Annotated in this window: 29 protein-coding genes; 14 read left to right on the forward strand and 15 right to left on the reverse strand. The window is 68.3% G+C overall.

The annotated features are described in order from the left end of the window. Positions 1-4: 4 nt before the first annotated feature. Positions 5-304 carry a thiocyanate hydrolase gene (locus A7U43_RS06500; RefSeq protein WP_231963599.1) on the forward strand — a complete coding sequence of 100 codons (300 nt, stop codon included), beginning with the start codon at positions 5-7 and terminating at the stop codon, positions 302-304. Here the strand turns inward: A7U43_RS06500 and A7U43_RS06505 are convergent. From A7U43_RS06505 to mrf, 4 genes are read right to left on the reverse strand one after another with little or no spacing between them, the layout of a single operon-like run. Then, positions 288-1,520 carry an SLC13 family permease gene (locus tag A7U43_RS06505; RefSeq protein ID WP_067992509.1) on the reverse strand — a complete coding sequence of 411 codons (1,233 nt, stop codon included), beginning with the start codon at positions 1,518-1,520 and terminating at the stop codon, positions 288-290. The genes A7U43_RS06500 and A7U43_RS06505 overlap by 17 nt on opposite strands. Then, positions 1,511-2,425, reverse strand: coding sequence for an MBL fold metallo-hydrolase (locus A7U43_RS06510; RefSeq protein ID WP_067992511.1), 915 nt, complete (start codon positions 2,423-2,425; stop codon positions 1,511-1,513). The genes A7U43_RS06505 and A7U43_RS06510 overlap by 10 nt, the downstream gene beginning before the upstream one ends. A gap of 10 nt (positions 2,426-2,435) precedes the next feature. Beyond that, on the reverse strand, positions 2,436-2,693 hold the full coding sequence (locus A7U43_RS06515) for a type B 50S ribosomal protein L31 (RefSeq protein ID WP_067992514.1): 258 nt from the start codon (positions 2,691-2,693) through the stop codon (positions 2,436-2,438). Beyond that, positions 2,690-3,880 (reverse strand): ribosome hibernation factor-recruiting GTPase MRF, encoded by a 1,191-nt coding sequence (gene mrf, locus A7U43_RS06520; protein ID WP_067992516.1) that lies wholly within the window; start codon positions 3,878-3,880, stop codon positions 2,690-2,692. Before mrf ends, A7U43_RS06515 begins: the two co-directional genes overlap by 4 nt. 117 nt (positions 3,881-3,997) lie before the next feature. Here mrf and rpmB point away from each other — a divergent pair, with 117 nt between their 5' ends. Genes rpmB through rpsR form a run of 4 tightly spaced genes read left to right on the forward strand, consistent with a single transcriptional unit; the run spans position 3,998 to position 4,960 of the window. Further along, positions 3,998-4,234, forward strand: a complete 237-nt coding sequence (gene rpmB, locus A7U43_RS06525) for a 50S ribosomal protein L28 (protein WP_068002041.1) — start codon at positions 3,998-4,000, stop codon at positions 4,232-4,234. After that, positions 4,234-4,401, forward strand: coding sequence for a 50S ribosomal protein L33 (gene rpmG / locus A7U43_RS06530; protein ID WP_067992518.1), 168 nt, complete (start codon positions 4,234-4,236; stop codon positions 4,399-4,401). The genes rpmB and rpmG overlap by 1 nt, the downstream gene beginning before the upstream one ends. After that, positions 4,401-4,706: a 30S ribosomal protein S14 gene (rpsN, locus tag A7U43_RS06535; protein ID WP_067992521.1), complete on the forward strand. Its 306-nt coding sequence runs from the start codon at positions 4,401-4,403 to the stop codon at positions 4,704-4,706. Before rpmG ends, rpsN begins: the two co-directional genes overlap by 1 nt. Further along, positions 4,706-4,960 (forward strand): 30S ribosomal protein S18, encoded by a 255-nt coding sequence (gene rpsR / locus A7U43_RS06540; protein ID WP_067992524.1) that lies wholly within the window; start codon positions 4,706-4,708, stop codon positions 4,958-4,960. Before rpsN ends, rpsR begins: the two co-directional genes overlap by 1 nt. Here rpsR and bluB read toward each other — a convergent pair. Together bluB and A7U43_RS06550 are read right to left on the reverse strand one after the other, a co-directional pair. After that, the gene (gene bluB / locus A7U43_RS06545; RefSeq protein ID WP_231963601.1) at positions 4,957-5,562 is read right to left on the reverse strand and encodes a 5,6-dimethylbenzimidazole synthase; all 606 of its coding nucleotides are present in this window, start codon (positions 5,560-5,562) and stop codon (positions 4,957-4,959) included. The genes rpsR and bluB overlap by 4 nt on opposite strands. 78 nt (positions 5,563-5,640) lie before the next feature. Continuing rightward, complete coding sequence (locus A7U43_RS06550) at positions 5,641-6,843, reverse strand: MFS transporter (protein WP_068002044.1); 1,203 nt, start codon at positions 6,841-6,843, stop codon at positions 5,641-5,643. A gap of 99 nt (positions 6,844-6,942) precedes the next feature. Between A7U43_RS06550 and A7U43_RS06555 the strand changes: the two genes are divergently transcribed. Continuing rightward, positions 6,943-7,278, forward strand: coding sequence for an ArsR/SmtB family transcription factor (locus A7U43_RS06555; protein WP_068002046.1), 336 nt, complete (start codon positions 6,943-6,945; stop codon positions 7,276-7,278). Here the strand turns inward: A7U43_RS06555 and A7U43_RS06560 are convergent. From A7U43_RS06560 to aztA, 4 genes are read right to left on the reverse strand one after another with little or no spacing between them, the layout of a single operon-like run. Further along, positions 7,272-7,949, reverse strand: coding sequence for a TIGR03943 family putative permease subunit (locus tag A7U43_RS06560; RefSeq protein WP_067992529.1), 678 nt, complete (start codon positions 7,947-7,949; stop codon positions 7,272-7,274). The two genes, A7U43_RS06555 and A7U43_RS06560, sit on opposite strands and share 7 nt — an antisense overlap. Beyond that, positions 7,946-8,893, reverse strand: a complete 948-nt coding sequence (locus A7U43_RS06565; protein ID WP_068002049.1) for a permease — start codon at positions 8,891-8,893, stop codon at positions 7,946-7,948. Before A7U43_RS06565 ends, A7U43_RS06560 begins: the two co-directional genes overlap by 4 nt. A gap of 35 nt (positions 8,894-8,928) precedes the next feature. Further along, a complete protein-coding gene (locus A7U43_RS06570; protein WP_067992533.1) occupies positions 8,929-9,684 on the reverse strand; it encodes a LamB/YcsF family protein in 756 nt (251 codons plus the stop codon). A gap of 5 nt (positions 9,685-9,689) precedes the next feature. After that, complete coding sequence (gene aztA / locus A7U43_RS06575; protein ID WP_067992536.1) at positions 9,690-10,331, reverse strand: zinc ABC transporter ATP-binding protein AztA; 642 nt, start codon at positions 10,329-10,331, stop codon at positions 9,690-9,692. 20 nt (positions 10,332-10,351) lie between these two features. Between aztA and aztB the strand changes: the two genes are divergently transcribed. From aztB to aztD, 3 genes are read left to right on the forward strand one after another with little or no spacing between them, the layout of a single operon-like run. After that, positions 10,352-12,349, forward strand: coding sequence for a zinc ABC transporter permease AztB (gene aztB / locus A7U43_RS06580; protein ID WP_067992539.1), 1,998 nt, complete (start codon positions 10,352-10,354; stop codon positions 12,347-12,349). Continuing rightward, positions 12,346-13,257, forward strand: a complete 912-nt coding sequence (gene aztC, locus A7U43_RS30285; protein ID WP_067992541.1) for a zinc ABC transporter substrate-binding protein AztC — start codon at positions 12,346-12,348, stop codon at positions 13,255-13,257. Before aztB ends, aztC begins: the two co-directional genes overlap by 4 nt. A gap of 30 nt (positions 13,258-13,287) precedes the next feature. Continuing rightward, a complete protein-coding gene (gene aztD, locus A7U43_RS06590) occupies positions 13,288-14,493 on the forward strand; it encodes a zinc metallochaperone AztD (RefSeq protein ID WP_067992543.1) in 1,206 nt (401 codons plus the stop codon). 49 nt (positions 14,494-14,542) lie between these two features. Here the strand turns inward: aztD and A7U43_RS06595 are convergent, their stop codons facing one another. Continuing rightward, on the reverse strand, positions 14,543-15,685 hold the full coding sequence (locus A7U43_RS06595) for a GTP-binding protein (protein ID WP_067992547.1): 1,143 nt from the start codon (positions 15,683-15,685) through the stop codon (positions 14,543-14,545). An 83-nt stretch (positions 15,686-15,768) separates the two neighbouring features. Here A7U43_RS06595 and A7U43_RS06600 point away from each other — a divergent pair, with 83 nt between their 5' ends. The 4 genes from A7U43_RS06600 to A7U43_RS06615 are packed head-to-tail and all read left to right on the forward strand — an operon-like array spanning position 15,769 to position 19,505. Beyond that, entirely contained in the window at positions 15,769-16,755 is a 987-nt protein-coding gene (locus tag A7U43_RS06600) for a metal ABC transporter solute-binding protein, Zn/Mn family (RefSeq protein ID WP_418287684.1), read from the forward strand. Then, positions 16,745-17,539: a metal ABC transporter ATP-binding protein gene (locus A7U43_RS06605; RefSeq protein ID WP_067992552.1), complete on the forward strand. Its 795-nt coding sequence runs from the start codon at positions 16,745-16,747 to the stop codon at positions 17,537-17,539. Before A7U43_RS06600 ends, A7U43_RS06605 begins: the two co-directional genes overlap by 11 nt. Beyond that, positions 17,539-18,393: a metal ABC transporter permease gene (locus A7U43_RS06610; protein WP_067992555.1), complete on the forward strand. Its 855-nt coding sequence runs from the start codon at positions 17,539-17,541 to the stop codon at positions 18,391-18,393. The genes A7U43_RS06605 and A7U43_RS06610 overlap by 1 nt, the downstream gene beginning before the upstream one ends. A gap of 11 nt (positions 18,394-18,404) precedes the next feature. Then, positions 18,405-19,505, forward strand: coding sequence for a LacI family DNA-binding transcriptional regulator (locus A7U43_RS06615; RefSeq protein WP_067992559.1), 1,101 nt, complete (start codon positions 18,405-18,407; stop codon positions 19,503-19,505). Here A7U43_RS06615 and A7U43_RS06620 read toward each other — a convergent pair. The 3 genes from A7U43_RS06620 to kstR all read right to left on the reverse strand — a co-directional run bounded on the left by A7U43_RS06620 (position 19,502) and on the right by kstR (position 21,417). Then, positions 19,502-19,861, reverse strand: a complete 360-nt coding sequence (locus A7U43_RS06620; RefSeq protein ID WP_231963538.1) for a methyltransferase domain-containing protein — start codon at positions 19,859-19,861, stop codon at positions 19,502-19,504. The genes A7U43_RS06615 and A7U43_RS06620 overlap by 4 nt on opposite strands. Positions 19,862-20,051: 190 nt before the next feature. Continuing rightward, complete coding sequence (otsB, locus tag A7U43_RS06625) at positions 20,052-20,807, reverse strand: trehalose-phosphatase (protein WP_067992561.1); 756 nt, start codon at positions 20,805-20,807, stop codon at positions 20,052-20,054. A 4-nt stretch (positions 20,808-20,811) separates the two neighbouring features. Next, positions 20,812-21,417, reverse strand: a complete 606-nt coding sequence (kstR, locus tag A7U43_RS06630) for a cholesterol catabolism transcriptional regulator KstR (protein ID WP_197499972.1) — start codon at positions 21,415-21,417, stop codon at positions 20,812-20,814. Positions 21,418-21,667: 250 nt separating this feature from the next. Here kstR and A7U43_RS06635 point away from each other — a divergent pair, with 250 nt between their 5' ends. Beyond that, positions 21,668-23,791 carry an acyl-CoA dehydrogenase family protein gene (locus A7U43_RS06635; protein WP_418287685.1) on the forward strand — a complete coding sequence of 708 codons (2,124 nt, stop codon included), beginning with the start codon at positions 21,668-21,670 and terminating at the stop codon, positions 23,789-23,791. A gap of 9 nt (positions 23,792-23,800) precedes the next feature. Here A7U43_RS06635 and A7U43_RS06640 read toward each other — a convergent pair whose 3' ends face one another. Then, positions 23,801-24,205 carry a TetR/AcrR family transcriptional regulator gene (locus A7U43_RS06640; RefSeq protein WP_067992566.1) on the reverse strand — a complete coding sequence of 135 codons (405 nt, stop codon included), beginning with the start codon at positions 24,203-24,205 and terminating at the stop codon, positions 23,801-23,803. Positions 24,206-24,212: the final 7 nt, after the last annotated feature.

A 24,212-nucleotide genomic window follows, 5' to 3' on the forward strand; every position in this document is an offset into this window, starting at 1 on the left:
GCGGATGGCGGCCAAGTACGGGGTGCAGAATCCGGTTCCGCCGTGGAAGACCAGCCTGGACGGTCTGTGCGACGCCCTCGATGCCGCCACCTGCGATGCCGCGGTCCCCACCTTCAAGGAGCGCCGCGACGAGGAGGACGCACTTTCGGCGACCCTCTACGCCGACCTGCCCTATCCGGAGAACCAACTGATGGCGCTTGCCCATTCGCTGCTGGCGCGGGGTGTCATCACCGAGCCGGAACTCGAAGAGCGCCTCGCCCGTGTCCGCGCCCGACTGCAGTCGGGGACTAACCCGAGCGGGTGACGGCCCACAGCCCCAGCACCGCGGCGATCAGGGTCAGCGGCGCCGTGCACAGCCCGACCCGGGCGAACTCGGTGAAACGTGCGCTCATCCCGGCGCGATGAACGACATCGCGCCACAACAGGTTGGCCAGCGAGCCGGGATAGGTCAGGTTCGGCCCGATGTTGACCCCGATCAGTACCGCCAGCACGGCGGCCGGCCCGGCCGAGGACACCAGCGGCAGCAGCACCAGCACGGCGGGCAGGTTGTTGACGATGTTGGACAGCACCGCGCCGATCGCCGCGATCGCCAGCAATGCCAGCAGCCCCTGCCCGTCGGGGATCAATCGATGCATGGCCGACTCGAGTCCGTTGGTCATGACCGCGGCCACCACGACACCCAGGCACAGCACGAACGCCAGGAACGGAACATCCAGTGCCACCACGATCTTGGTCATGGTGGTGTGGCGGGTGATGAGACCGCGTACCGCGAGGACCACGGCCCCGGCCAGTGCCGACCACGCCGGGGAAAGCTCCAATGCCGAGGTCACCGCGAAGCCGGCCAGGGTCAACCCGACCACGACGAGCGCGAACACCGGCACGTCCAGCGGCTCGTCGACGGCGCTGCGCTGGGGCGCCACGGTCAGGTCCTTGGCGAAAATCCAGCGCAGCAAGACGAATTCGACGATCACCGCGGCCAGCCAGGGCAGTGCCATCGTCGCGGTGAACTTCAGGAACGTCAGGCCGGCGGCGCTGAACGCCAGCAGGTTGGTCAGATTGGAGACCGGCAACAGCAGTGATGCGGTGTTGGCCAGGTGCGCGGTGGCATAGGCGTGCGGACGGGCCGGCACCGCCAGCATCCGTGCCGTCGCCAGGACCACCGGTGTCAACAGGACGACGGTGGCATCCAGGCTCAACACGGCCGTCACCGTCGCCGCGATCGCGAACACCGAAGCCAGAAAGCGGGTTTGGCCACCCGAGGTGGCGCGTGCCATCAGCACGCCGGCGGCGTGGAACAGTCCCTCGTCATCGCACAGCCGCGCGAGCACCAGCACCGCGGCCAGGAAGCCGACCACCGGAGCCAGCTCGTTCACTTCCCTGACCGCGTCCTGCCAGGACACCGCGCCGGCACCGACGACGGCGGCCGCCGCGGCCACCGCGACGGGGGCCTGGCGACGTGGACGCAACAGCGCGAAACCCAGCACCGCGGCGAGGGCGGCAACCGAAAGCGTCAGCTCCATGGATCGGTGGGCTGCCACAGGGTCGGGAGATGCAATGCGACGCCGTCCTCGGCGGCCAGCGCGGTCAGCGTGCGCATCGAGGCGTCCAGATCGTCACCGGCGTACGGAAGCGCCCGCAGCGGGCGGTCCAGGGGCCGGAAGAAGTCATCCCAGTGGATCAGCACCACGCGGCGCGCGCCGACGGCGAGGACCGTCTCGGCCCAGTAGTCGAGCAGGTAGCGCTCGGGTTGCAGGCCCAGCTGCCCGATCCCCAGATACACCACCTCGGCCCGCAGGCCCGCCAGCGCGCCCGGCACAAAACCGGCGCTGCCGACGACCAGCATCCGGTGCCCGCTGGGTACGTGCGCCACCATGGTGGACCAGGCTTCCCCGCAGCGATACACCGAGGCCCGCACGGGTGGGTCGACCGGCGCCCCGATCACACCGGGAAACCGGTCCGGCGGGCAGTGATCGCCCACGATCAAGGTGATCTCGAAATTGCCGAGGCGCATCGATTCCCCCGGGGTGGCCACCACCACGCGGTCGCCGGGCAGCCGATGCCCGACGTGTGCCGCCGAGTCGCCGCCGACGAGTTTCGCGCCGGTCCGCTGCGCCACCACCGCCGAGTCCATGGCGTGGTCGAAGTGGGTGTGCACCGGAAGCACCGCGTCGAGGCGGCGCACCCCGAGCCGGCTCAGGCACCCGTCGATGCGGGGCTCCGAGGGTGCGATCCGGCCCAGCCCGACCCGCAGCAGCGACGGCCTGCTGAAGAAGCCGTCGGTCAGCACCGCGGATGTCCCATCGGAGATCAGCAGTGTGGTGACACCGGCCCAGGTCACTGTCGGTGCCGCGGCCGAGTCGGCCGGCGGCAGGTCGAAGTACCGTGCGTAATCGTCGATATCGGGCCGGCCGGCTTTCAGGCGCATGCCCCAGAGCCTAGGACCCTGCGCGGTCCCGGCTCCCGTACCGGCGGCGGAACTTCTCCACCTGCCCGGCCGTGTCGAGATGCCGGTTGGTCCCGGTCCAGAACGGGTGCGAGTCGGCGGTGACGTCGACGACCACCAGCGGGTAGGTGGCGCCCTGGTAGTCGATGGTGCGGTCGCTGGTGACCGTCGACCGGATCAGGAACGTCTTACCGGTGCCGGCGTCTTGGAAGACCACCGGATGGTAGTCGGGGTGGATGTCGGGTTTCATTCTTCTCCGTTCAGCATGATGTGTTCGTCGGCCAGATCGTGTGACAGCTCGGCGCAGGGATCTTCGTGCCACTCCCCGAACGGGTCGGGGTAACCGGCCCAGTCCTGCGGGCGTTCCAATTCGGCGTCGGTGAGCAGTGCTGCGTTCAGTGCCGCGGTGATGGTCTCGGGGTTCGCACCGCAGATCAGTGCGGTCAGCGCGATGTGGCGGTCGCCGAACCGCTCGTCCCAGTGCGAAGCGGCCATGGCGGTGCGCTCGGGGTCCGCGTACGCCCGAGCACGCTCGTCCATGCCTGCCAGCCAGCGTCCGGCATCGCCCACACCGAGTCCGCCGCCCGCCGATTCGATCCACACCACGGTGTCGGGTTGGCTTGCCAGCCAGGCCCGCCCGCGCACCCGTACCACCCCGTCGAGCAGGGCGTCGATGGCGTTGTGCAGGCGTTCGGGATGAAACGGCCTGCGCGCGTTGAATTCCAGCAGCTCCACGTCGCCGTCGGGTTGCAGCGGCGGTTGGCCGGACAACAGCGAATCGTGCGGGTCATCGGAGCGGCCGCGGCGTGACTGCGGGTCGAGGTGCTTGAGTGCGGTGGTGACATGCTGCAGCCCGACGGTGATCCGCGCCCGCGGCGCCAGTCTGCGCAGCACGGCGAGGGTGGCCCGGTCGGCTGCGGTCAGCACCAGCACATCGGCGAACTCCGCCTGCCCCACCACGACCTGGGCCACGGTCCGGGAGGCGTCGAGTTCGTCGTCGCCGAGGGCCTGGTTCAGCCACACCTCGGTGTCGATACACGTGACCACCGCCTGGATCTCGACATCGCGACCGGCAGGACCGTCGATATAGCCGGGGCCCAGTTGCACCGGTGTGTCGTTGATCGCCGTGCAGATCGATTCCGGGTCAAGCCATTCCATCAACTGCACGACGATCCGATGCACATCGTCGCGTCGATGCAGCTGGCGCAGCAGGATCAGCAGGTCATTGCGGACGGTGCAGGTCACGCAACAGTTGGTCATCTCCAACGGCCATTGGGTGATCACCAGCTTGGTGTCCCGCATGCCACTGACCTGCCGGACCACGACATGTCCATCGACGGTGTACCCGACCACCGCGGTTCCCGGCGTGCGGAGCAACACGTCGACGACGTCGGTTCCCGCGCCCTGACCGGCTACCAGTATCACTGGCGTCCGCATCTCATCACACCCTATCGATAACGATTTTCATTAAGTCCGATCCGTACGCTACCGTGTGCCGGTCAGCTTGTCGAAAATCGTTTTCATTAACGAGTGAGCATGTATGAGGAGCCGCCGATGTCTGCGCACTGCCAGGTGACCGGGCGCGCACCGGGTTTCGGCAACCGGGTGTCGCATTCGAACCGGCGTACCCGCCGCCGCTGGAATCCCAACATCCAGTCCAAGACCTACTACCTGCCCTCCGAAGGTCGACGCGTCCGGCTGAAGGTCAGCACCAAGGGCATGAAGGTCATCGACCGCGACGGGATCGAGGCGGTCGTCGGTCGGCTGCGCCGGGAAGGGCAGAAGATCTGATGGGTAAGAGCAATGACATCCGGCCCATCGTGAAGCTGAAAAGCACTGCCGGCACCGGTTATACCTACGTCACCCGCAAGAACCGGCGCAACGATCCGGACCGGTTGGTGCTGAAAAAGTACGACCCGGTGTTGCGCAAGCACGTCGATTTCAAGGAAGAACGCTGATGGCCAAGAAGTCCAAGATCGTCGCCAACGAGCGTCGCCGCGCCACCGTGGCGCGCTACGCCGAGCGGCGTGCCCTTCTGAAAGAGCTGATCCGCAAGCCGGATACGGATGCGGCGCAACGCATTGCCGCGCAAGCCGAGCTGCAGCGGATGCCGCGCGATGCCAGTCCGGTCCGGGTCCGCAACCGCGATGCCGTCGACGGCCGGCCGCGTGGGCACCTGCGCAAGTTCGGACTGTCCCGGGTGCGAACGCGCGAGATGGCCCACCGCGGAGAACTGCCCGGTATCCGGAAAGCGAGCTGGTGATGGCACCCCGTGCGCCGAAGAAGCGCAAGCCGGCCCCCGTCGAGATCAAGCGTCCGCGGGCCAACAAGCTCAAGGCGCTCGGCGTCACGACCGTCGACTACAAGGACGTCTCGCTGTTGCGCACGTTCATCTCCGAACGTGGCAAGATCCGCTCCCGTCGCGTCACCGGGCTCACCCCGCAACAGCAGCGCCAGGTCGCGATCGCGATCAAGAACGCCAGAGAGATGGCATTGCTGCCCTACGGGGGACCCTAGCGATCCGCCAGATCCTCTGAAGATGTTGCCGTCCAGCTGTTCTCGGCGACGAACTCGGCCAGCGGCCGGCCCTGCGTCCAGTCGTCGATCTCCAGGGCGGGCCGGTCCGGGAACTCCGGCACCGGGCCCAGGCACAGGATGGCCACCGGTTCGGCGCCGTCGGGCATACCGAGCAGTTCGGCCAGGCGGGCGGGTTCGAAGATCGACACCCAGCCCATGCCGAGGCCTTCGGCGCGGGCGGCCAGCCACATGTTCTGAATCGCGCAGGACACCGAAGCCAGGTCCATCTGCGGCATCGTCCGGCGCCCGAAGACATGGCGCTGCCGATCGTCGCGCAGCGCGACCACCAGGAGCTCGGCGCACTCCAGGATGCCCTCGACCTTGAGCTCCAGGAATTCGTCGCCGCGCGTGCCGAGCGCTTCGGCGGTGCGTTTGCGTTCCTCGTCGACCAGATCGTGCATGGCGGTGCGCAGGCCCGCGTCGGTGATGCGGATGAAGCGCCACGGCTGCATCAGTCCCACACTCGGGGCGGCATGTGCGGCCTGTAGCAGTCGGGTCAGGACGTCCTCGGCCACCGTGGTGCCCGGCATGAAACGGCGCATGTCCCGGCGTTCGGCGATGGTCCGGTAGACGGCCCGGCGCTCGGCGGCGCTGAACGCGTGATCGGTCACGCCGTCAGCCTAGATACCTCCGGTGGACCTGGTGCTGCGCAGCCCCGCGGCGGCCGCCCCCAGGCACGCCGCGGCGACGGCACCGGCGAACCACGGGAACACCGCCGCCAGATCCCATCGGGTGGCGGCCCAGCCGGCGATCAGGGTCGGGATCGCCATCGCGGTGTAGGCCAGCAGGTAGAACGCCGACATCGTCTCACCGCGTCGCGTCGCGGGCACCACATCGGACAGGTGGCGCAACGAGCCGCCGAAGCCCAGCCCGAACGTCGCGCCGAGCAGCACCGCGGCCACGAACACCAGCTCCCAGCGATGGGTCAACAGCACCGGGATGGTCAGCAGCAGCGAAACCGCCATCCCGATATCGCCGATGATCGCCGAGTACCTGGCGGGCAGCCGGGTGGCGGCCAGCTGTGCCATCGCGGCGGCGAACGCGGTGGTGGCGACCACCGCGCCACCGAAGACCAGGTTGTCGATGTGGGTCTGCTGGGCAGCCAGCGACGGGTAGAGCGACAGCAGCACCCCGAGCACCGACCAGGAGGCCATGGCGCCCAGCGCCGAGAACCAGAAGTCCGAACGAATCTCCTCGGGGACCGCGGGTTTGGCGATCCGGATGGGACCCCGGGTACGGGCCGTATGCGGTTCGTTGAGGGCCAGTAGCCCGACGCCGATCACCAGGCAGATCACCGCGACGACGGCATACGGGGTACGCAGCGGATGCGGTGCGTACTGGGCCAGCAGTGCCGACCCGATGATGGCGACCGTCATCCCGATGTTGAAGCTGACACCGCTGAGCTGGCCGGTGCGCACTCCGTGGTCGGGTCGTAGATCGAGCAGCGCGGCCGCGCCGGCGACGACGATCGAGCCGACGGCGGCGCCGTGGATGGTGCGCGCCAGCAGCAGCATCGCCATGCTGTCGGCGATCAGGAAGACCCCGAGACCGATGAGTAAGGCCACCAGTGCCCCGATCAGAACCGGCTTGCGGCCGACGACATCGGAGACCTTTCCCGACACCAGCACCGCCGCCAGGGCCGCCAGCGCGTACACCGCGAAGACGATGGTGGTGGCCAGCGGGGACAGGTGCCAGTTGGCCTCGTAGATCCCGTAGAGCGGGGCGGGTAGCCCGGAGACACCGAGGGCGACCCCGCTCAGCACCAGCACCAGCGGATAGGCCCAGCGCTGCGTCGGGTTGGCCGCGGGATCGAACGCCACCATCGCGGTCACCTCCGGTGTCTGGTTTGACGGACATCGAACCCGCCTCAGGCTACGCTGGGTTCGACAGAGATCAAACCGAATATGACCGAGGTTATTCCGATGGCGGACAACGCACTGGTCACCGACTATCCGGTGCACCCGGTTGCTTCCGTGCAGAAGGTGCTGGCGGCGATCCATGATCCCGTCCGCCTGGAGATGGTGCGCCGGTTGCACAACGCGCAGCAACCGCTGCAATGCGTGGCGCTCTACGACGGCATCAACAAGTCCACCGCCACCCATCACTTCAAGATCCTGCGGGAGGCCGGCGTCACCGAACGGCGGGTGATCGACGGGCTGACGTATCAGAAGCTCCGTCGCGACGAGGTCGAGGCTGCCTTGCCCGGGCTGCTGGACAGCGTTGTCGGCGGCGCGAACCGGGATGCCGCACGTCAATAGCTATAAGTGTTCGCCGGTTGTGGGATCCGCACCACCGACTCGGCGCGCAATTCGCCCGGTGCGGCGCGACCCTCGACGCGCACCCACGTTCCCTCCGGCAGCGCCGCCGCCGACGCGGCAGCCGCTCCGGTGAGCGCGATGCGGGCCAACTGGGCATCCGCAGCGCAGCACACGATGACCACCCGGCCCAGATAGGTGCGGCCGCCGTCGCCGAGGGTGAATCCGGTGACGGTGATCAGCCGGTCGTTGAGCGTGCCCGCCGAGTCCTGGGCCAGCCGGATGAGCACCTCGGGCAGCGACAGTTCGGGCGCGTGCCCGGCGGGCAGCGCCGGGAACGGTCGACGCGGCGCTCCCGCGTCACTCACCGCGGGCCGGGCCGACTGCGGCCCGAGGGCCGGCGGAACAACGAAGGCCAGCAAGGCAACCGGAATCAGCAGTAACCACGCCGCTCCCGCTCGATGGTCGTGCCCGGTGTGTTTCCCGTGCCGGGGTCCGGTGCGGATATCGCCGGCGATGGCAATCACGGCCAACGCTGTGATTACACCGGCGGTGAGCCATAACCACGGCAGCAGAGCAGGTTTCACGTAGCGGGTGTAGGTGCCGGTGGCCGCGATGATGGCGGTGCTCATACCGACGAGCAGCAGCAGTGCATTCTCGGTCTCGCGGCTCATCGGGCGCCCAGGATGAGTAGTCCGACACCGGTGGCCACCGTGGTGGCCACCACGAGCGTGGCCGGTGCAAACCGGATCGCGAAGGCGCGGCCGAACATTCCGGCTTGCATGGCGAACAGCTTGATATCGATGGCGGGGCCCACTACCAGGAACACCAGTCGAGGTACCAGGGGCAGCATCGACAGGCTGGCGGCGACGAAGGCGTCGGCCTCGGAACATAAGGCCAGCACCACCGCGAGCGCGGCCAGCACCAGGATGCCGAGCAGCAGTTGCCCGGCCAAGTGGTCGAACATCCACGACGGCACCAGCACATGCAACGCCGCCGCCGCAGCCGCACCCACCACCAGGAAGGACGCCGCCTGCAGGAAGTCGTGGCGGGCCGCCTCGGTGAACGTGCTGAAACGCGAATCCTGTTGCTGTGTAGGGCGGAGAAGGTTGCGGGTGATCCACCGGGGTTGTCCGAACTTGGCCCAGAGAGCGCCCATGGAGATGGCTGTCAACAACGAGGCGATACAGCGCGCGAGCACCATCAGCGGTTCGCCGGGAAATGCCACCGCCGTGGCGATCAGGACCACCGGGTTGATGGCGGGGGCGGCAAGCATGAACGTCAATGCCGCCGCGCCCACGGTGCCGTCGCCGAACAGTCTGCGGGCGATGGGGACCGACCCGCATTCGCAGCCGGGCAGCGTGGCGCCGCCGACGCCGGCGGTCAGTATCGCGGTCGCGGGTCGACGGGGGAGCCAGCGTGCCAACCGATCCGGTGTCACGAAGGTGGCGACCGCGCCGCTGACCACTACCCCCAATACCAGAAACGGCAGCGCTTGGACGAAGATCCCGCAGAACACCGTGGCGGCCGTGGCGATCTCGGGGTTGACCGAGACGACATCACGGGCGGTGGTGCCGATGAGTGTGAGCCCGATGACGGTCGCCACCAAGACCGGCATGGATTCGATTCGGCGCGAGATCACCGAGACGACCACTAGCTGAACGGAGCGGGATGCACGCCGTGTTCGGCGAGCCGCCTCCGAACCGCGGCCGCAATCTGTACCGCCCCCGGCGAATCCCCGTGCACACACACCGATTCGACACGGATCGGGATCTGTGAACCATCGTCGGCAGTGACCCGCGCTTCGGCGATCATCGTCCACACCCGGTCGGCGATCTGATCGGCGTCGCGCAGCACCGCGTGTGGTTCGCTGCGGGGAACCAGCTGCCCGTCCGGCCGGTACGAGCGGTCGGCGAACGCCTCCGCGACGGTGCGTAACCCCAACTCCTCGGCAGCGCTGAAGAACACCGAACCGGCCAGGCCGAGTACCGGCAGCGCCGGGTTCACCGCGTGTACCGCGGCCGCGACGGCGCGAGCCTGGTCCTCGTGGGTGACGATCGAGTTGTACAGCGCACCATGCGGTTTGACATAGGACACCGCGGATCCGGCGGCCGCGGCCAGCGCGGACAGTGCCCCGATCTGATAGATCACCTCGGCGCTCAGCTCCTCGGGATCCATATCGATGAAGCGTCTGCCGAAGCCGGCCAGATCCCGGTAGCCGACCTGCGCACCGATGCGGACTCCGCGCTCGGCGGCCGCGCGGCAGACGCGCAGCAGCCCGGCAGGGTCGCCCGCGTGGAAACCGCAGGCCACGTTCGCCGAGGTGACGAGATCGAGCATCGCATCGTCCTCACCGAGGGTCCACACCCCGAAACCCTCCCCGAGGTCGGCGTTGAGGTCGACTGTCATGCCGATCAGCCTAGTTCGACGCGGTGCTCGGCGGCCGCGATCAGCGCGCAGTCGTGGGTGGCGGCCACGACCGTCGTCCCGGCGTCGGCGAACCGGCGCAGGTGGGCGAGCACCAGGCGCGCGGAGTCGGCATCCAGTCCGGTCGTGGGTTCGTCGAGTAACAGCAGCGGGGCGTCCTGGGCAAAGGCCTGGGCCAGCAGGACGCGTTGTCGTTGACCGCCGGAGAGTTCACCCATCGTGCGGTGCCGAAGATCGGTGAGTCCGAGTTCGGTCAACCAGTACTCGACGGTCGCCCGGTCCTTTGTCCCGGGGCGGCGCAGCAGGCCGAGGTGGCGCCAGCGACCCATCATGACGGCCTCGGTCACGGTCACCGGGAACGAATCGGTGACCGCGCTGCGCTGTACGGCCAAGGCGACATTGCGGGTGCCGCGGGCAATGGTGCCGGCGGCCACCGGATGCACGCCCGCCAACAGCTCGAGCAATGTCGACTTCCCGCAACCGTTGGGCCCCGTCACCGCCGTGACGGCGCCCGGTGCGATCGACAGCGTCAAGGCGCGGAAAACTGTTGTGTCGGTATGGCTGAAGTCCACCCCGGACACCTCGATGACGCCGGCGTCCGTCGGCGTCTTATTGATAATGAGTTTCATTACTGATAAGAGTGTACGGCATGACCTCCTGGCTCGCAGACCCCTTCCAGGCGGACATGGTCCTTCGCGCCCTGGCGGCCGGGGTGCTGGCCGGCTGCCTGTGCTCCCTGGTTGGGTGTTGGGTCGTGTTGCGCCGCAGCGTGTTCCTCGGCGAGGCCATGACGCACGGCATGTTGCCCGGCGTTGCCATCGCAGCGCTGCTGGGGACATCGCTAATGCTCGGCGGGCTGGTGGCCGCCCTGGTGATGGCTGTCGGTGTCGCGGCGATCGGACGCTCGTCCAAGCTGTCCTCGGACACCAGCATCGGCCTGCTGCTCGTCGGCATGCTGGCGCTCGGGGTCATCGTGGTATCCCGATCGCAGAGCTTCGCCGTGGATCTCACCGGTTTTCTGTTCGGTGACGTGTTCGCGGTGCGCACAACGGATTTGGTCGTTCTCGCCGTGGCATTGCTGCTCACCCTTGGTGCGGTCATCATCGGTCATCGCGCGTTTGTGGCGGTCACCTTCGATCCCCGCAAGGCCGCCACATTGGGTCTGCGTCCGCAGTGGGCCATCCCGGCGCTGACCGTGCTGATGGCCGTCGCGATGGTCGCCTCCTTCCACGTCGTCGGCACCCTGTTGGTTCTCGGGTTGCTGGTCGCACCGCCGGCCGCCGCGCTGGCCTGGGCGAAGTCGATCCCGAAGGTGATGGCATTGTCGGCGATCTTGGGATGCGTCTCGGTGTACGTCGGCCTGCTCATCTCCTGGTACGCCGGCACCGCCGGCGGCGCCACCATCGCCGGGGTCGCGGTGCTGATGTTCTTCGCTTCGACGCTGCTGGCGGCGCTGCGCACGAATCGCCGCCGGGTCGCGGTGCTGGCCGCCTCGGCCGCGGTGGTCGCCGGCTGCTCGTCGGGTGATCCGGCTGCCGCGCCCACCGAGACGTCCCGGGCCAGCACCGGCGACGGCGTCGCCGTCGAGGACGGCGCCCGCGAGTCCGACGGGCCGTTGACCAGGTTGGTGCTCGTCGATCCCGCCACCGGTGACACCTCGGTGTACGACGCGGTGGACGAGACGGAGACGGCCATCGGCTCCTACGGTCCGGTCACCGGGCTGGATGGCGACGGACGCTTCGCCTATCTTCGTACGGGCGAGCGCACCACCGTCGTCGACGCCGGGGCCTGGACCTTCGACCACGGTGACCACTACCACTACTTCGCCGGCACGCCCGCCGACGTCGCGACGCTCGACCTGCCCGCGGCCTCGGTCGGCTCCAGCAACTCGATGGTCGCGGTGGCATCGCCCACCGGCGCCGTCGAGGTCTTCGACCGGGAGAAGCTGGGGTCCAAGACGGTCGAAGCGCCGGCCGGACTGACCGTCCCGTCCGAGACGGCCGCCGCGGTGCCCTACGGCAGCCGGTTGGTCACGGTCAGCGCCGACGGCCGCATTCACGTCACCGGTGAGGCAGGCACGACCGACCTGGCCGGTGAATGCACAGGCGTCTCCTGGGCGATACCGACCCGCCGCGCCGTGGTGTTCGGTTGCGAGACCGGGACGGTGCGGGTCACCGGCGGGGAGAACGCCCTCACGGTGACTCCGGCCCCGTATCCCGCGGATGCGCCGGAGCAGCGCCCCACCGCCATGGAGCACCGGGACCGCGCAGATGTCTTCGCAGGCATCGGTGGCGGCAATGTCTGGGTCCTCGACAGTCGCCAGCGGTCCTGGACACTGTTGCCCGCCGCGGATGCCGTGGCCACCAACACCAAGGGCGACGGAACGGTGCTGATCCTGCACCGCGACGGCACCTTGTCCGCCGTGGACACCAAGACCCGCGCCGAAACAGCCCGAATCCCCTTGTTTCCCGGGCCTATCCCGGCCGACGGTCCGCAACCGGTGGTCGACCTCGACTCCGATCGCGCCTACATCAACAATGCCGATGCCAAGGAGATCTACGAGATCGACTACGCAGACGGACTGCGCATCGCCCGCACGTTGTCCACCGAGGTGACCCCGGGGCTGATGGTCGAGTCCGGCCGGTGACGCGCAGGATCTGGCTGTGCCTGCTGGCCGTGCTCGCCGCGCTGCTCACCGCATGCGGTCCGAACTCCGGATCCGGCGGTGGTGAGATCGTGGTGACCACCAACATCCTCGGCGACGTGGTGCGCAACGTCGTCGGTGATGCTGCGCCGGTCCGCGTCTTGATGCAACCCAATGCCGACCCGCACTCGTTCGGGGTGTCCGCGCAGGACGCCGCGGCCATGAACGATGCCGCGCTGATCGTCTACAACGGACTCGGGTTGGAGGAGAACGTCACCCGAAACGTGGAAACCGCCAAAGCGCAGGGCGTTCCGGTTGTCGCGGTGGGCGATCACATCGACCCTGTCGACTACGTCGAGGGTGACAGCGCCGGGATGGCGGACCCACACTTCTGGACCGACCCGCAGCGCATGATCGCCGCCGTCGACGTCATCGAGGAGACTGTTCACAACGAGGTCGACGGTATCGATGGTGAGGCATTGGCGCGTAACGCCGAGCGCTACCGGGCGCAACTGCGCGAACTCGACAAGGCGATGACCGATGGCTTCGCTGAGATCGCGCCGGAGCGACGCAAACTCGTCACCAATCACCACGTGCTGGGATATCTGGCGCAGCGGTTCGATTTCGAGGTCATCGGGGCCGTGGTCCCCAGCGGTACCACATTGGCCGCGCCGAGCGCGTCGGATCTGCAATCACTGGTGGGAGCAATCGAATCGGCCCGGGTTCCAGCCATTTTCGTCGATTCGTCGCAGCCCGACAAGCTGGCCAGGGTGCTCGCCGAGGACGCCGGGGTCCAGGTGCGGATCGTCTCGCTCTACAGCGAATCACTCAGTCCGCCCGGCTCATCGGGCGCGACGTATCTCGACATGATGCGCGCCAATACCGACGCCATCGTCACCGGCCTGCGCTAGTCGCGGGCCAACTCTGTGAAGGGAGCACCTATGGCCAGTTCGACATGGTTCTATCGGGCGGGAGCGCTGACATTCGCGGCGGCAACTCTGGCCGCCTGCTCATCGGGCGGCCAGAGCGCCGATGCCGGGAATCCCACGCCCGCTGACGCCACCTCCGCGGCACCCGGCGTGCCGATCCCCGAGCCGCTGGCGGTCACCTACGACGGCGGCCTGCTGGTCCTCAACGGCGAGACTCTCGAAGTCGCACAAGACATCCCGCTGGAGGGCTTCCTGCGGGTCAACCCGGCCGGTGACGAGGGCCACGTGCTCGTCACCACCACCGAGGGCTGGCGCATCCTGGATGCCGCAGGCGGGCGGCTGACCGAGGACACCTTCCCGGGCGTCGTGGCGGGCCACGTCACTCCGCACGGTGAGAACACCGTGCTGTTCGCCGATGGCACCGGCGAGATCACCGCCTTCGATCCGCACGCGTTGGAGGCGGGCGGCATGCCCGACACCCGGAAGTGGAAGACCCCGGAGCCGCACCACGGCGTGGCGGTCATTCTTGCCGACGGCACCCGGGTGCAGACGTTGGGCAATCCGGACACCCGGGTCGGCGCCGCGGCGTTCGACGGTGACCGCGAGATTGCGCGCAACGAGGAATGCCCCGGCGTGCATGGCGAGACGGTGGCCGCCGACGAGGTGGTCATCCTCGGCTGCGAGAACGGCGTGCTGAAGTTCGCCGACGGACAGTTCACCAAGATCCCCAGCCCCACCCCGTACGGCCGCACTGGAAACACCCGTGGTCACGAGGATTCCCCGGTGGTGCTGGGCGATATGAAGGTCGACGCGGATGCCGAGATGGAGCGGCCCGAGCAGTTCGCCCTGATCGACACCACCGCCGATGAGATGCGCATCGTGCAGATGCCCGCCGGTGTCAGCTACTGGTTCCGCTCGCTGGGCCGCGGCCCGCAGGCCGAGGCGCTGATGCTCGGCACCGACGGTAATCTGCATGTCTTCGACCCGGTCACCGGTGACCTGGTGCGGTCGATCAAGGTGACCGAGCCGTGGAGTGAGCCCGACGATTGGCAGCAGCCCGGCCCGGCTGTGTTCACCCGTGAGGACGCCGTCTACGTCAGCGACCCGGCGACCAAGCAGATCCACCTGGTGGACGTGGCGGCCGGCACTATCGAGACCTCGGTGACGCTGGCACAGACCCCCAATGAGCTCAGCGGGGCGGTTGGGCACGACCACTGAGAGCCGCTCGGGAATCGGCCGGAGGCACCGCCTCCGGCCGATTCTCATGTCAGTGCGAATGTTGTTGGGTCACAACCCAAGCGGGCAGCGGATCGGAGTAGGCCAGCCAGGCCTGTTCGCCTTCGGCGACTTCGTCGTCGGTCAGAATCGCGTCGCCCAACAGGCGACCGACCTTGTCGCGGTCCAGTTTCACGCCGATGAAGACGATCTCCTGGCCGGGGGTGATCTCGGTGTTCGACCAGTACTGTGCCGGTTCGATCACCAGGTTCGGCCCGGCCTGTGACCAGATTGCGGCGATGGTGGGACGGCTGGCGATCCAGCAGAATCCCTTGCTGCGCAACACCCGGGTGGTCTGGGCGAGAGCGTCGGCGAGGCGCTGGGGGTGGAATGGCCGATCCGATCGGAAGGTCATCGAGCTGATGCCGTATTCCTCGGTCTCCGGGGTGTGGCCGTCGGCGATCTCCTCGTCCCAGCCGGGCGACTGTGCCGCGGCGATCGGGTCGAAGAGCCCGGTGCCCAGCACTTCACCGATCTCGACGACACCGTGATCGGTCCTGATGAGCTTGGCGGTGGGGTTGAGCCGGCGTAGCAGGGTTTCGACCGTGCCGAGTTGGGCCGGGCTTGCCAGGTCGGTCTTGTTGAGCAGCAGCACATCCGCGAACTCGACCTGATCGGTGAGCAGGTCGGCGATGCTGCGGGCGTCGCCCTCGCCGGCCGCGAGGTTCCGGTCGGCCAGCGCCTCACCCCTGGCGATCTCGGCCAGGAAGGTGGACGCGTCGACGACGGTCACCATGGTGTCCAGCTTCGCCAGCTGCCCGAGTTGGAAGCCGTCATCGAACTCCCAGTCGAAGGTGGCGGCCACCGGCATCGGCTCGGAGATCCCGGTCGACTCGATGACCAGGTGATCGAAACGGTTCTGCCGTGCCAGCGCGCCGACCGCCTCCACCAGGTCCTCGCGCAGGGTGCAGCAGATGCAGCCGTTGGTCAGCTCGACGAGTTTTTCATCGGTGCGCTCCAGGTGGCCCTGTCCGGCGACCAGGGCGGCGTCGATGTTGATCTCGCTCATGTCGTTGACGATGACTGCTACGCGACGCCCGTCGCGGTTGGTGAGGATGTGGTTGAGCAGGGTGGTCTTGCCGGCGCCGAGGAATCCGGACAGGACGGTGACGGGAAGCAGGTGGGGGGCTGCCATGAGGCTCCTTAATGAAAATGATTATCAATAAGTATTGTCCGATGCGGCGTTTACTAATGCAAACGGTTATCGTTATCGGCGTGATGTCGTTTGAGTCCTCCCGCGCGCTGGCCGCGGGTCTGTTGTTGGCCGTCCCGTTCGCACTCAGCGCCTGCGGCAGCGGCGACAAACCGGCCGCCACATCGACGGCCGTCCAGGCCGGCGACTGCCCGACCACGCCGGTCGACGTCGTCGTCAGCGTCGATCAGTGGGGCATGATCGTGTCGTCACTCGCCGGAGCCTGCGCGAACGTGACGACCGTGCTCTCCGGCTCGTCGGTCGACCCACACGATTTCGAGCCGGCGCCGTCGGATGCGGCGGCCTTCGAGGGCGCCCAGCTGGTGGTGCTCAACGGCGGCCACTACGACGAGTGGGCCGCCAAGCTGGCCGAGAGCACCGCCCCGGATGCGGCCGTGGTGGATGCCCTGTCCCTGCTCGGCGGGGACCACGAGGGACATGATCACGAGGGCCACGAGGGGCATGATCACGAGGGTGAAGGCGGCGTCAACCCGCACGCCTGGTACAGCCCGATCGCGGTCACCGATGTGGCCGATGCCGTCACCGCCAAGCTCACCGAGCTCGCTCCGGCGGCCGGTGATTACTTCGGCGCCCGGCACACCGAGTTCACCGAGGGTCTGGCGCCCTACCGCGATCTGATCGCCGAGATCAAGGCCGGTGCGGCCGGAAAGAGCTACGCCGCCACCGAGAGCCTGTTCGACGATATGGCCGGCGCTCTCGGGCTCGTCAATCGCACCCCGCAGGGCTACCAGGTCGCCGCCTCGAACGAGAGCGATCCGTCCCCGGCCGACCTCGACGCATTCCTGCGCCTGCTCTCCGATCGCGGTGTCGACGTGCTGATCTACAACACCCAGACCGAGGGCTCCGTCCCCGAGCAACTGCGCGCCGCCGCGGAGGCGGCCGGAGTGCCGGTGGTCGATGTCACCGAAACTCCTGCGCCGGGGGCCGAATCGTTCGAGGCTTGGCAGGTGGATCAACTCACCGCGCTGGCCGAGGCCCTTGGTGTCCGATAACCCGGCGCCCGACAACCCGGCGCCCGATAACGCGCTCGTCTTCGACGACGTCAGTGTGGTCCGCGGCGGCCGGCTGATCTGGTCGGAAGGAACCTTCACGATTCCGGCCGGTGGCATCGTGGCCGTGATCGGATCCAACGGCTCGGGCAAGTCCACGCTGCTGCAGGTCATCCTGGGTCTGCTGCCGGTGGCTTCGGGCACGGTGCGGGTGCTCGGCGGTCGGCCCGGCGCCCACAACGATGCCATCGGCTATGTGCCGCAGGATTATGTGGCCGGCGCCGGGGAGGCGATCCGCGCGCGCGACGCCGTCATGCTGGGCCTCACCGGCCGGCGGTGGGGCTTGCGCCGCACCACCGCGGCGGACCGTGCCCGGGTGGCCGAGGCGCTGCGGGCGGTAGAGGCGGACGAGTTCGCCGACCGGCGGGTATCTCAGCTGTCGGGCGGGCAGCGGCAACGCATCGCGCTGGCCAACGCGCTGGTATCCCGGCCGCGGCTGCTCATTCTCGATGAGCCGCTGGCCGCACTCGACCTGCGCAACCAGCAGGAGATCGTCGGACTGCTGTCCCGGCTGAATGCGGAATACGATGTGACCATTCTTGTTGTCGCCCATGATCTGAACCCGCTGCTGTCGGTACTGGACAGCGCGGTGTATCTGCTCGACGGGCACGCCCATCACGCGGCCATCGACCAGGTTGTCGATGCTGATCTGCTGACCCACCTCTACGGCACCACGGTCGCGGTGGCCAACACCTTGCAGGGCCAGATGTACATGAGGGCCACCTGATGGGCGGTACCCAGATCTATCTCGCGCTGGGTTATCAGGAGAACTGGTGGCAGATCCTGACGTCGGCGTTCATGCGCAACGCAGTGCTCGGCGGCACTCTGGTCGCCCTGGCCGCCGGGCTGATCGGTTATTTCATCATCGTGCGGAACACGGCGTTCGCCGCGCACGCACTGGCCCATATCGGCCTGCCCGGGGCCACGGGTGCAGCCCTGGTGGGCCTGCCGGTGGTCCTCGGGCTGGGCATCTTCTGTATCGGTGGCGCCCTGGTGATCGGGGCGATGGGTAAGAACGCCGGTGACCGCGAGGTCACGACCGGCACGGTACTGGCGCTGGCGACGGGGTTCGGTCTGTTCTTCAATTCGCTGGCCACCAAGAATTCCTCGACGCTGACCAACGTGCTGTTCGGCAACCTGCTGGCGATCACCCATCAACAACTGCTGACCTTCACCGTGCTGCTGCTGGTGATCGCCGCCACGGTCGTAATCGTCTATCGCCCATTGCTGTTCGCCTCGGTGAACGCTCAGGTCGCGCAGGCCAAAGGGGTGCCGGTGCGCGCCCTGTCGGTCATCTTCATGGCGCTGCTCGGCCTTTCGGTGACGATGGCGGTGCAGGCGGTGGGCACCCTGCTGCTCTTCGCCCTCGTCGTGACACCGGCCGCGACCGCGATCATGCTGACGGCACGACCGCTGGCGGCCATGGCGATCTCCACGGTGATCAGCCTGTTTTCGGTGTGGACGGGCCTCGCGGTGTCGGCGGTCTTCAACATGCCGCCGAGCTTCGTGATCGTCACCATCGCCTGCGCGATCTGGCTGGCGGTGTGGTCGGGTAACCGGATCGGCACGGTCGTCCGCTAGCCTCATGAGGCATGTCCAGAAGTCCGGCGCCGCGACGGCGCGCGACGCTGGCATCGCTGGCCGCCGAACTCAACGTTTCGCGTACCACCATCTCCAACGCCTACAACCGGCCCGATCAGTTGTCCGCCGATTTGCGCGAGCGGGTGCTCGCCGCGGCGAAGGAACTGGGTTACCCCGGCCCTGATCCGGTTGCCCGTTCGCTGCGTACCCGACGAGCCGGTGCGGTCGGCCTGATGATCACCGAGCCGCTCAACTACGCCTTCAGCGATCCGGCAGCCCTGGATTTCGTTGCCGGGCTGGCCGAATCGTGTGAGGAGGCCGGCCAGGGGTTGCTGCTGGTGGCGGCCGGACCCAATCGCAGCGTCGACGACGGGTCGGCGGCGGTGCTCTCGGCGGGGGTCGACGGATTCGTCGTCTACTCGGCCTCCGACGATGACCCCTACCTGCCGGTGCTGCTGCAACGTCACCTGCCGATCGTCGTCGTGGACCAGCCCATGGACGTGCCGGGTGCGTCGCGGGTCTGCATCGACGATCGCGCCGCGATGCGTGAACTCGCTGAACACATTGTGGCACTGGGACACCGTGAGATCGGTCTGCTGACCATGCGGCTGGGGCGGGAGTGGCCGCATGAGAGCACCAAGCCGATGGTGGCCGATCCGCAACGGTTGAACTCACCGCATTTCCACGTCCAGCGCGAGCGGGTGCACGGTGTGTACGACGCGATGAGCGCGGCCGGACTGGATCCGGCGTCGGTGACCGTGGTGGAGAGCTACGAGCACCTGCCGCAGTCCGGCGGCGAGGCGGCCGAGGTGGCGCTGGCGGCGAATCCCCGCATCACCGCGCTGATGTGCACCGCCGACGTGCTGGCGCTGTCGGCGATGGACTACCTGCGCGCGCACGGCATCTTCGTGCCGGGGCAGTTGACGGTGACCGGGTTCGACGGGGTGCCCGAGGCGCTGGCGCGGGGGCTGACGACGGTCACCCAGCCCAGCATGGAGAAGGGGCGCCGGGCCGGGGATCTGCTGCATGCCCCGCCGCGCTCGGGCCTCCCGGTCGTCGAGACGCTGACCACCGAGGTGGTCCGGGGCCGCACCTCCGGCCCGCCCGCCTAGCGTTTGCGCCGGGCCGCCACCACGTCGTCGTGGGTGTGCTGGCTGTCCAGGCCGGCGGGTACCGGGCGCGCCCGGTACCGGTCGATGCTGACCTCCCAGTCCGCGTCGAACAGGGCGACGACATCATCGTGCAGCAGATAGTCGGCCGGGTCGAACCCGTGCGCTCTGGCCATCTCGACGTCGATATCGGCGTGGTGGACCACCAGCAGCAGCCCGCCGGGTGCGACGCTGGCCAGCAGTGCACGCTCGGCATCGCGCTGCGGTGAGTGCAGCAACGCCGGATAGTGCGCGGTGACGAGATCGAATCCGCCGTCGGGCAGTTCCAGATCCTCCAGCCGGGAGCGGACCCAGGTCACCACCGCACCCGACGTCGAGGGCTGAACCGGTTGGGAGACCGGTGATCTCGCTGACCACGGCGGGGTTAGGGCGTTGAGCGGGCAACCGGTCCAGGAAGCGGTGGTAGCGCTCGTCCCATTCGTCGGACAAGGCGTGAGCCGGGGTATCGGTCATGGCACCAGGATGCGCGGCGTCCACCCCGACCAGCAATCAGTCTTGCTGATCAGGCAAGCGTGCATCGGCCAGGTAGCGCAGCACCGATGTCACGTCCGCGGGCGCATCGACCCGGAAACCGGCCAGCGTGTCCCCGGGGCCGACCTTGATGCCGACGTCACCGTCGCGCATCCGCCGGAACGCCTTCTCGTCGGTGACGTCATCGCCGAGGAAGACCACTGCCGTTGCCGCGCAACGGTTCCGCAGGATGTCGATCGCCTCGCCCTTGTCGGTGACGATGACCGCGAACTCCAGCACCGCCTTGCCTGCGGTCGTGTGGGCGTCCCAGGACTCGGCGGCGTCGCGGGCCAGGGCCAGTGCGGCCGCGCCGTCGGCCTCGGAGGCATTGCGCACGTGCAGCGCGACGCTGGCGGGTTTGGTCTCCACCGTCACGCCGGGACGGCCCGCCGCAATGTCGTTCAGCGTCTCGGTGATCTCGGCCAGCAGTGCGGTGTCGATCTCGCGCCCGAAGCCGGTGTCGAACTCCGCGCCGTGGCTGCCGACCGCCTGCACCGCATCGGACATCCCGGACAGCTCGCGCAGCACGGACAGCGCCCGCCCGGAGATCAGGGCTGCGAAGGTGCCGGGGAGAGCGGCGAGCGCTTCGAGCGCCGCCGCGGCCTCGGGCAGCGGGCGGGCGTCGGCGGGGTTGTTGACGATCGGCGCCAGCGTGCCGTCGAAATCGGAGGTGACCAGCAGTCGTGGGGTGGCCGCAGCGCGGGTGAGCGCGCGCCGCAGGGCGTCTTCGAGCACGCCTTCAGACCTTAGGTTGTTCCCCGTCACCGATGAGCAACCGCACCGCCAGATCGAGTCGCTTTGCCACGTCGGTGGCCGACGCGCGGCGCGTCAGCCAGGCCAGCAGGTTGGACAGCCACACATCGGAGATCACCCGGGCGATGTGGTACTGATCCTCGGTGGGCTCGCCGTCACTCATGGCGCGGGCGAACATCGAATCCATCAGTTTGCCGACGTGGTCGACCTCGCCGGCAGCGGAGGCGTCGGCGAACACGAAGGCGCGGGTCATGGCCTCGGTGAGCAGCGGGTTGCGCTGCATCGACCGGTTCAGCCGGCCCACCATGATGTTGAGCCGCTCGTACGGGGTGCCGCCGGTCAGGGTGGCGCGGTCGGTCTTGGCGTCGATGCGTTCGAACTCGCGGCCGAGGGCGGACACCAGCAGGTGCACCTTGGACGGGAAGTACCGGTACAGGGTCCCGACGGCGACATCGGCGCGTTCGGCGACGGCCCGCATCTGGACGGCCTCGTAGCCGCCTTTGGAAGCGATGGCCAGCGTGGCGTCCAGGATGCGCTTGCGGCGTTCGCGCTGTGCCTCGGAACCGAGCTCGGATTCGGAGAGAACGGCCACGGTCATCACCTGACGGGGTGAGTCAGAACCCGATCCGGGTTGTGCAGGCGACGACATGTGGCGGACAACTCCTTCGTGATGCGCTTAAGAGGAAAACGATACGCATGCCTACCGTTGATCGCCCACCTCCCCGCTCGGGATCACAGCGGCGCGTCGCGGCCGTGACCATGGTCGACTTGACGTCCGAGCGCTGGCACTATTAGAACACGTTCTAGTGGGAAGCGGAGCCTTCTCACCCAATGGCGAGGAGTTGCCGGTGTCCGTGTTGTCTGTGCAGACCGACACATCCGAGGAGTCTGCGGCCCGTGAGCTGGTCCGTAGCTGGGCTGCGAGCTCCGGAGCGATCGAGGCGACCCGCAGGGTCGAGCTCGGCGACCCCGACGCCTGGCGGGGCCCGTACGCCGGCTTCGGTCAACTAGGGGCATTCGGTGTGGCGGTCCCCGAGGAGTTCGGCGGGGCGGGCAGCACGGTCACCGACCTGCTGGCCATGGTCGACGAGGCCGCGGCGGCCCTGGTACCCGGCCCGCTGGCCAGCACCGCGCTGGCCACCCTGGTGGTCGACGATCCCACCGTGCTGGAGGCGCTCGCCGCGGGCGAGCGCAGCGCCGGTATCGCGCTGGCGTCCGAGATCACCTTCGACGCGGGTACCGCGACCGGGGCCGCGCCGTTCGTGCTGGGCGCGGACCCGGCCGGTGTCCTCGTGCTGCCCGCCTCGGACAGTTGGTTGCTGGTCGACGCCGCCGCCGAGGGCGTGGCGATCGAACGGCTGGAGGCCACCGACTTCTCCCGTCCGCTGGCCCGGGTGGTGCTGACCGGCGCCCCCGCCCAGGTGTTGAGTGCGTCCGGGCAACGGGTCACCGATCTGATCGCGACCGTGCTGGCGGCCGAGGCCGCCGGGCTGGCCCGCTGGTTGCTCGACACCGCCAACGACTACGCCAAGGTGCGCGAGCAGTTCGGCAAGCCGATCGGCAGTTTCCAGGCCGTCAAGCACATGTGCGCCGAGATGCTGCTGCGCAGCCAGCAGGCCGCGGTGGCCGCCGCCGACGCGGCATCGGCCGCTGCCGGTGATGACGCCGAACAACTCTCCATCGCCGCCGCGGTGGCCGCGGCCATCGGTATCGATGCCGCCAAGAAGAACGCCAGGGACTGCATCCAGGTGCTGGGCGGGATCGGCATCACGTGGGAGCACGACGCACACCTGTACATGCGTCGGGCATACGCGGTCGCGCAGTTCCTCGGCGGTCAGTCCCGCTGGTTGCGCCGCACCGTGGAACTCACCCGTGCCGGTGTGCGCAGGCAGCTACATGTGGATGTCACCGATGCCGACGCGATCCGTTCCGAGATCGCCACTGCCGCAGCAAAGATCGCCGAACTGCCCGAAGGGGACCGTCAACGCGCGCTGGCCGAGTCCGGTCTGCTGGCGCCGCACTGGCCCAAACCGTATGGCCGTGACGCGACCCCCGCCGAGCAGCTGGTGATCGATGAGGAACTGAACGCCGCGGGAGTGGTGCGCCCCGACATCTCGATCGGTTGGTGGGCGGCGCCGACCATCCTGTCCGCGGGCACCCCGGAGCAGATCGACCGGTTCATCCCGGGCACTCTCACCGGTGACATCTACTGGTGCCAGCTGTTCTCCGAGCCCGGCGCCGGTTCGGATCTCGCCGCACTGCGGACCAAAGCCGTTCGCACGGAGGGTGGTTGGAAGCTGACCGGGCAGAAGGTGTGGACCTCGAATGCGCACCGCGCCAACTGGGGCATCTGTCTTGCCCGCACCAACCCAGATGTGCCGAAACACAAGGGCATCACCTACTTCCTGGTCGAGATGAACTCGCCCGGCATCGATATCCGGCCGTTGCGCGAGATCACCGGGGAGGCCCTGTTCAACGAGGTGTTCTTCGACGACCTGTTCGTGCCCGACGATCTCGTGGTGGGTGAGGTGGACGGCGGATGGCCGCTGGCGCGCACCACCCTGGCCAACGAGCGGGTCGCGATCGCCACCGGCGGGGCGCTGGACAAGGGCATGGAGCACCTCCTGGAGGTGATCGGGGACCGCGTCCTCGACGGTGCCGAGGCCGACCGGTTGGGAACGCTGATCATTGCGGCACAGGTGGGTTCGCTGCTGGACCAGTTGATCGCGCGGCTGGCGGTCGGCGGCAACGACCCCGGGGCGCCCTCGAGCGTGCGCAAGCTGATCGGGGTGCGCTACCGCCAGGGCCTGGCCGAGACGGTGATGGACTTCCTCGACGGTGCGGGCATCGTCGACTCGCCGGATGTGCGCTACTTCCTGAACACCCGCTGCCTGTCCATCGCGGGCGGGACCGAGCAGATCCTGCTCACCCTGGCGGGGGAGCGGCTGCTGGGGTTGCCCCGCTGAGATGGCCCGTCAGCAGCCGCACCACCTCGTCCTCGAGCACGGCGCCTCTTCGAACAACACCCGGTGCAATGCGCGGTCTTCGCGGTGACTATCGATGGCGGCCCGCACGAACAGCCGTATCAGATCGCCGAGCGCCTCGGGGAGACCGCCGCGCATCCGTTCGGCCAGCAGGGTGGTGCCGGCATCGATATGGGCGTCGGTCAACGCGGCGAGGATGGCGTCCTTGTTCGGAAAGTACTGGTACAGCGAACCGATGGACACGTTCGCCGCGGCCGCGATGCGGTTGGTGGTGCCCGCGGCGTACCCATGCCTGCTGAAAACGCGAGCAGCCGCATCCAGGATGTCGTGGCGGGTCTGGGCGGAACGTTGCTGTCGCGGCTGCTTACGGGCACGAAACCGGTCGGGGGGTGCCATATCGCCT

It is taken from the genome of Mycobacterium adipatum (assembly GCF_001644575.1).
Lineage (GTDB): Bacteria > Actinomycetota > Actinomycetes > Mycobacteriales > Mycobacteriaceae > Mycobacterium > Mycobacterium adipatum.

What these genes read in the sequence shown, in the direction of transcription:
- rpmB (WP_068002041.1), top strand. Translation starts at nt 3,998, where the DNA reads ATGTCTGCGCACTGCCAGGTGACCGGGCGCGCACCGGGTTTCGGCAAC.
- rpsR (WP_067992524.1), top strand. Translation starts at nt 4,706, where the DNA reads ATGGCACCCCGTGCGCCGAAGAAGCGCAAGCCGGCCCCCGTCGAGATC.
- A7U43_RS06570 (WP_067992533.1), bottom strand. Translation starts at nt 9,684, where the DNA reads ATGACAGTCGACCTCAACGCCGACCTCGGGGAGGGTTTCGGGGTGTGG.
- bluB (WP_231963601.1), bottom strand. Translation starts at nt 5,562, where the DNA reads ATGCGCCGTTTCATGCCGGGCACCACGGTGGCCGAGGACGTCCTGACC.
- aztD (WP_067992543.1), top strand. Translation starts at nt 13,288, where the DNA reads ATGGCCAGTTCGACATGGTTCTATCGGGCGGGAGCGCTGACATTCGCG.
- A7U43_RS06600 (WP_418287684.1), top strand. Translation starts at nt 15,769, where the DNA reads ATGTCGTTTGAGTCCTCCCGCGCGCTGGCCGCGGGTCTGTTGTTGGCC.
- A7U43_RS06610 (WP_067992555.1), top strand. Translation starts at nt 17,539, where the DNA reads ATGGGCGGTACCCAGATCTATCTCGCGCTGGGTTATCAGGAGAACTGG.
- A7U43_RS06500 (WP_231963599.1), top strand. Translation starts at nt 5, where the DNA reads ATGGCGGCCAAGTACGGGGTGCAGAATCCGGTTCCGCCGTGGAAGACC.
- rpmG (WP_067992518.1), top strand. Translation starts at nt 4,234, where the DNA reads ATGGGTAAGAGCAATGACATCCGGCCCATCGTGAAGCTGAAAAGCACT.
- A7U43_RS06510 (WP_067992511.1), bottom strand. Translation starts at nt 2,425, where the DNA reads ATGCGCCTGAAAGCCGGCCGGCCCGATATCGACGATTACGCACGGTAC.
- aztA (WP_067992536.1), bottom strand. Translation starts at nt 10,331, where the DNA reads ATGAAACTCATTATCAATAAGACGCCGACGGACGCCGGCGTCATCGAG.
- A7U43_RS06640 (WP_067992566.1), bottom strand. Translation starts at nt 24,205, where the DNA reads ATGGCACCCCCCGACCGGTTTCGTGCCCGTAAGCAGCCGCGACAGCAA.
- A7U43_RS06555 (WP_068002046.1), top strand. Translation starts at nt 6,943, where the DNA reads ATGGCGGACAACGCACTGGTCACCGACTATCCGGTGCACCCGGTTGCT.
- A7U43_RS06560 (WP_067992529.1), bottom strand. Translation starts at nt 7,949, where the DNA reads ATGAGCCGCGAGACCGAGAATGCACTGCTGCTGCTCGTCGGTATGAGC.
- A7U43_RS06550 (WP_068002044.1), bottom strand. Translation starts at nt 6,843, where the DNA reads ATGGTGGCGTTCGATCCCGCGGCCAACCCGACGCAGCGCTGGGCCTAT.
- A7U43_RS06505 (WP_067992509.1), bottom strand. Translation starts at nt 1,520, where the DNA reads ATGGAGCTGACGCTTTCGGTTGCCGCCCTCGCCGCGGTGCTGGGTTTC.
- rpsN (WP_067992521.1), top strand. Translation starts at nt 4,401, where the DNA reads ATGGCCAAGAAGTCCAAGATCGTCGCCAACGAGCGTCGCCGCGCCACC.
- A7U43_RS06515 (WP_067992514.1), bottom strand. Translation starts at nt 2,693, where the DNA reads ATGAAACCCGACATCCACCCCGACTACCATCCGGTGGTCTTCCAAGAC.
- A7U43_RS06595 (WP_067992547.1), bottom strand. Translation starts at nt 15,685, where the DNA reads ATGGCAGCCCCCCACCTGCTTCCCGTCACCGTCCTGTCCGGATTCCTC.
- mrf (WP_067992516.1), bottom strand. Translation starts at nt 3,880, where the DNA reads ATGCGGACGCCAGTGATACTGGTAGCCGGTCAGGGCGCGGGAACCGAC.
- A7U43_RS06615 (WP_067992559.1), top strand. Translation starts at nt 18,405, where the DNA reads ATGTCCAGAAGTCCGGCGCCGCGACGGCGCGCGACGCTGGCATCGCTG.
- A7U43_RS06565 (WP_068002049.1), bottom strand. Translation starts at nt 8,893, where the DNA reads ATGCCGGTCTTGGTGGCGACCGTCATCGGGCTCACACTCATCGGCACC.
- aztB (WP_067992539.1), top strand. Translation starts at nt 10,352, where the DNA reads ATGACCTCCTGGCTCGCAGACCCCTTCCAGGCGGACATGGTCCTTCGC.